The 5,079-nt window shown below is 64.4% G+C and carries 6 protein-coding genes; 5 read left to right on the forward strand and 1 reads right to left on the reverse strand.

Annotated features, from left to right (window positions below):
- On the reverse strand, positions 1-934 hold a 934-nt coding region (locus EN991_RS22770), incomplete at its 3' end, for a UxaA family hydrolase (RefSeq protein ID WP_164769303.1).
- A gap of 229 nt (positions 935-1,163) precedes the next feature.
- Here EN991_RS22770 and EN991_RS22775 point away from each other — a divergent pair.
- From EN991_RS22775 to EN991_RS22795, 5 genes are all read left to right on the forward strand, one after another.
- Positions 1,164-2,066 carry a GntR family transcriptional regulator gene (locus tag EN991_RS22775; protein WP_013529532.1) on the forward strand — a complete coding sequence of 301 codons (903 nt, stop codon included), beginning with the start codon at positions 1,164-1,166 and terminating at the stop codon, positions 2,064-2,066.
- Between the two features lie 197 nt (positions 2,067-2,263).
- Positions 2,264-2,620: a DUF2946 family protein gene (locus EN991_RS22780; protein ID WP_063169028.1), complete on the forward strand. Its 357-nt coding sequence runs from the start codon at positions 2,264-2,266 to the stop codon at positions 2,618-2,620.
- Positions 2,621-2,717: 97 nt separating this feature from the next.
- A complete protein-coding gene (locus EN991_RS22785) occupies positions 2,718-3,257 on the forward strand; it encodes a copper chaperone PCu(A)C (protein WP_063169027.1) in 540 nt (179 codons plus the stop codon).
- A 41-nt stretch (positions 3,258-3,298) separates the two neighbouring features.
- The gene (locus EN991_RS22790; protein ID WP_013529535.1) at positions 3,299-3,817 is read left to right on the forward strand and encodes a YcnI family protein; all 519 of its coding nucleotides are present in this window, start codon (positions 3,299-3,301) and stop codon (positions 3,815-3,817) included.
- A 53-nt stretch (positions 3,818-3,870) separates the two neighbouring features.
- Positions 3,871-5,079, forward strand: a 1,209-nt coding sequence (locus EN991_RS22795) for a copper resistance CopC/CopD family protein (RefSeq protein WP_127369595.1), incomplete at its 3' end; no start/stop codon positions are given.

The raw sequence follows: 5,079 nt of genomic DNA on the forward strand, positions 1-5,079 counted from the left end.
AGGCAAGCAGATGCTCGGCGCCGTAGATTTCCGTGGTCTCGGAGAGAATGCCGATACCGCCGACGCCGGCCAGGATGTCGACAGCCGCGCCCAGCGCCGGATTGGCCGTGATGCCCGACATGCCGTCGGAGCCGCCGCATTGCAGGCCGACGACGATCTCGCTGACCGGGATCGGCTCACGCTTCAACTGGCCGACTTCCTCGGCGATCTCGGCCAGCACGCCCATCGCTTTTTCCACCGATTTGCGCGACCCGCCGGCGTCCTGGATGTTGAAATGGCGCTTGCCGGCAGCGACGCCCTTCTGGCCGTAGAGGGTGAGCTGGTTGACCTCGCAGCCGAGGCCGACCATCAGCACGCCGCCGAAATTCGGGTGGCGGGCATAGCCGGCAAGCGTGCGGTGCAGCACCATCATGCCGTCGCCGGTGCCGCTCATGCCGCAGCCCTGGCCGTGCACGATCGGCACGAAGCCGTCGATGCCGGGGTATTTCGGCAACAGCGTGCGGTTGGCGGTATCGGCGATGGAATGGCAGACGGTGGCCGAGCAATTGACGCTGGCGACGATGCCGATGAAGTTGCGCGTGCCGGCGCGGCCATCGGCGCGGCGATAGCCCATGAAGGTGCGGGCGCGGTCGGCCTCCGTCGCGTGCTCGGCCTCGCTCGGCGGCACGACCGGCAAGCGGCCGGATTCGAAAACCAGATTGTGCGAATGCACGTGCTCGCCGGCTGCGATGTCCTGTGTCGCGCGACCGATCGCCTGGGCGTATTTCACGACGGCCTCTCCGGCGGCGATCGGCTTGATCGCCACCTTGTGGCCGGGCTCGATCAGCGCACTGGCGACGGCACCGCCCGGCAGCGCGGTGCCGATCTCGATGCGGCCGTTCGCGACGGCGACATTGTCGGCGGGGGACAGAAGAATGCAGTTGGAGGCGTTCACGGGCGGTTTCCTGGGTGATCCTGGGTTGCGCGGGGCGGATTGACACGCGCCTGTTTAGAGATATTGTCTTTTATCGTGAAAAAACAGTTTTGCGTCAATTGTTTTTTCGTGGGGAGTTCCGCATGTCTCCGGGTTGTTCCGGGAAGCAATTTCGCTTCTCAGAGCCATGCGAACGTCATATTGCGCTTCAAACCGTCCGCTGCAAGCGACGGCGTGCAACGGGTCAGGGATGTCGAAGAGCAACAACGTCTACAAGGATGCCTACAACCGCTGCCTGCGGCTGCTCGACGAAACGCGCAGCCTGCCTTCGGAGCCGGAACTGGGCACCTTGCTTGGCGTCAGCCGGACCACGGTGCGCACCATTCTCGCGCGCATGGAAGAGACCGGGCTGATCGCCTGGAACAAGCGCGCCAAGACGGTGCTGCGCGAACCGCTTCCCGATGATTTCTTCCCCGAGGAAGAGACAGACACGCTGGCCGAGATCATCGAACGGTCGTTCATGCGTCGGCTGCTCGCCGGCGGCGCCGAAGCCGGCATGCAGATCAACGAACTCGAACTGGCGCGCGAGATCGGCGTTGGCACCACCAGCGTGCGCGAGTTCCTGATCCGCTTCTCCCGCTTCGGCCTGATCGAGAAACGTCGCAACAGTCATTGGGTGCTGAAGGGCTTTACGCGCGCCTTCGCGCTGGAGCTGACCGAAATCCGCGAGATGTTCGAACTGCGCTCGGCGGCCGCCTTTGCCGCTTTACCGCAGGACAGCGCAGTCTGGACCGATCTCGACCGCCTGGAAGACGAGCATCGCCAGCTGGCAAACGACATTGCCGCCCGCTTCACCGAGTTCTCCGAACTCGACGAGCGCTTCCACCGGCTGATCCACCGGGCATCGCGCAATCGCTTCATCGTCGATTTCTACGATGTCATCGCCATGATCTTCCACTACCATTACCAGTGGAACAAGGCGCAGGAACGCGAGCGCAACGAAGTCGCGATCGGTGAGCATCTGGTCTACATAGAAGCGCTGAAATCACGCGATCTCGGCAAGGTCGACGCCGCTTGCCGCAAGCATTTGAAGTCGGCGCGCCAGACATTGCTGACCTCGATCCCGGAGAGCCGGTCGCTGCAAAAACACTGAGCCGCATCGCGGCTCGGAGCCTTGTTTCATGCATGTCGTTGTCCCAAAACCGCTATACACTTCTGGGCGACATGCCTTGGGCCTGCCGCGTTGCCGCCGCGGCGATTTGGCGATTTTCCACCCGCCGGCCCCGTGCTAGATATGGTTGGTTGCTGCGAAGAGGCAGGGCTTTGGGCGTATCGAGGAGACGATGGAGCATGCCGGTCGCGCTTGTCGCGGCCTATCTGCTGTTGCTCCAGTCGACGCTTGGTGCATTCGCCTTCGGCGCCGGTCCCAATGCATCGCAACTCGACGCTTTCGGCAACGTCATCTGTACCCATGAAGGCGCAACCCAGCTTCCGGGCGGCAACCAGCCGCCGTCCCATCTGCCGGCATGCTGCGTGCTCGGCTGCAGCATGGTTTCGGCGGCCTTTGCGCCGCCGCCCAATGCCGGTCTGGCGCCGGGCAGCCTTTCCTTTGAAACGGTCGCCTTTGTCTTCCCGGCGGCCATCCATCTCGACTTTGCGCGTGAGCGCTCGCCGTCGAACCCGCGCGCGCCGCCGCTGACGGCCTGAGCCTGTTTGCCCGGCGGAACCTTTCGTGGGCGTACCCATCCAAAGATCTAACTGCTCGCGACCGGCAACGGCGCGACCTTCACTTCATGGAGCAACCATGTCCTATTTTTTCCCTGACGCCGCGCGTCCTGAGCCGGGCAGCATTCTACGCGGCATCGAAGAGCGTGTCGGCATTGCCGTGCTGGCTCTTGCGCTGCTGTTCACAGGCGCCCAGTCCGTCCTCGCGCATGAGTTCAAGGTTGGCGATCTTGAGATCGGCCACCCCTGGTCGCGCGCCACGCCGGCCGGCGCCAAAGTGGCCGGCGGTTATTTCACCATCACCAACAAGGGCAGTGCGCCGGACCGGCTGGTGTCGATTTCCTCCGATGTCTCCGAAAAGGCCGAGCTGCATGAGATGGGCGTCAAGGACGGCGTCATGACCATGCGGCCGGTTGCCGGCGGCCTGGAAATTCCGGCGGGCGGCAAGGTAGCCCTTGCACCTGGCGGCTATCATTTGATGTTCATGGGCCTGAAGCGGCAACCCAAACAGGGCGAAAAGTTCTCCGCCACCCTGACCTTCGAAAAGGCCGGCGCCGTCAGCGTCGATTTCGCCGTCGAAGGCATGGGCGGCGGCGCCGTGGACGATCACGCCAATTGACCGCGCCAGCTCGACAAATCTTGAAAATCCGAGGGACCATCATGAACAAATATCTTTTGTCGGCCGGCGCACTTCTCGCGCTCGGAACCAGCGCCGCCTTCGCGCATATCACGTTCGAAACCCAGGAGGCGGCGGTCGGCTCGACCTACAAGGCCGTTTTGCGCGTGCCGCATGGCTGCGACGGCAAGGCGACGACCGCCGTGCGCGTGCAAATTCCGGAAGGGGTGATCGCGATCAAGCCGATGCCGAAGCCCGGCTGGACGCTGCAGACCAAGAAGGGCAAGTACGAGAAATCCTACCAGCTCTACGGTCAGGCGGTGACCGATGGGGTCAAGGAGGTCGACTGGAGCGGCGGCAACCTGCCCGATGAATTCTATGACGAGTTCGTTTTCCGCGCGACGCTGACGGCGGATCTCCCCGTCGGCCAAAAACTCTATTTCCCGGTCGTGCAGGAATGCGACGGTGCAGCCGATCGCTGGATCGAGATTCCAGCGGCAGGGCAGGATGAAGACGCACTGGAAAGCCCGGCACCCGGCATCAAGCTGCTGCCGAAGAAATGATCTCCCAGGCGGCGCGCTCTTTCGAGTGCGCCGCTCTTTTTCGTGGCGGTGACATGAGCACGACCTCCCTCCTGCAAACGGCTTGCATGACCGGCAAACGCACCGGCCGGCTTGCCGTCGGCCTGTTGGCTGTGATCGTGTTTCTTGCCAGCCTTGCCGTGTCAGATCAGGCCTTTGCCCATGCCGCGCTGATCAAGACCGACCCGGCCGACGGCGCGGTGCTGGCACAGGGACCGGCGCAGTTCTCGCTGACCTTCAGCGAGCCGGTCTCGCCTCTGGTGCTGACGCTGGTGAAGCCCGACGGCAAGCCGGTTCCACTGACCGCCTTTCGTCTCAGCGACCAGACCGTCGAGATCGACAATCCGCAGCCGCTCAAGTCGGGCACGCATGTCTTGAGCTGGCGCGTCATCTCCGCAGACGGTCATCCCGTCGGCGGATCGCTGCTGTTTTCCATCGGCGCGCCCAGCGAACCGCCGGCCGTATCCGAAGCCATCGACTGGCCGTTGCGGTCGGCTATCTGGGCGAGCAAAATCTTTCTCTACGTCGGCCTCTTCCTCGGCGTTGGCGGCGCCTTCGCGCTTGCCTGGTTGGCCGGAAGTGCCCGTGCCGGGCAGCGCTTCGTTGCAGCTGCAATCCTGAGCGGGCTGGTCGCGTCGTCCCTGTCGCTCGGATTGCAGGGGCTTGATGCACTCGGGGCGCCGCTCTCCCATCTGGCACAATCGGTCATCTGGCGGACCGGGCTCGGCACCAGCTTCGGCTGGACGGTGCTGGTCGCGCTGATCGCGCTGGGGCTTGGCCTGCTGTCGCTGGCCGGTCCCCGTGCCACCGCCAAGCCATTGGCGCTGGCCGGCCTGGCCGGGGTGGGGATTGCGCTTGCCGCCAGCGGCCATGCCAGTGCCGCCGAACCGCAATGGCTGACGCGGCCGATGGTGTTCCTGCATGGCGTCTGCATCGCGTCGTGGGTCGGCGCATTGGTCCCACTCGGGCTGGCGCTCAAGGGGCAATCGGCGGAGGCCACGCCATTCCTGCGGCGATTTTCTTGGGGGATCCTGCCCGTGGTGGCCGTGCTTGCCGCTGCCGGCACCGTGCTTGCCGTCATCCAGGTGCAAACGCCCGCGGCATTGGTCGACACCGCCTATGGAAGGCTGCTGCTGATCAAGCTCGGGCTGCTGGTCTTTCTGTTCACGCTCGCTGCCGTCAACCGCTGGAACCTCGCGGCATCGGCCGAGGCGGGATCGACGGAAGTTCAACGCAGGCGGGTG

Origin of the sequence: Mesorhizobium sp. M7A.F.Ca.US.005.03.2.1 (assembly GCF_003997795.1) — a bacterium.
Classification (GTDB): Bacteria; Pseudomonadota; Alphaproteobacteria; order Rhizobiales; family Rhizobiaceae; genus Mesorhizobium; species Mesorhizobium ciceri.

What these genes read in the sequence shown, in the direction of transcription:
- EN991_RS22775 (WP_013529532.1), top strand. Translation starts at nt 1,164, where the DNA reads ATGTCGAAGAGCAACAACGTCTACAAGGATGCCTACAACCGCTGCCTG.
- EN991_RS22780 (WP_063169028.1), top strand. Translation starts at nt 2,264, where the DNA reads ATGCCGGTCGCGCTTGTCGCGGCCTATCTGCTGTTGCTCCAGTCGACG.
- EN991_RS22785 (WP_063169027.1), top strand. Translation starts at nt 2,718, where the DNA reads ATGTCCTATTTTTTCCCTGACGCCGCGCGTCCTGAGCCGGGCAGCATT.
- EN991_RS22790 (WP_013529535.1), top strand. Translation starts at nt 3,299, where the DNA reads ATGAACAAATATCTTTTGTCGGCCGGCGCACTTCTCGCGCTCGGAACC.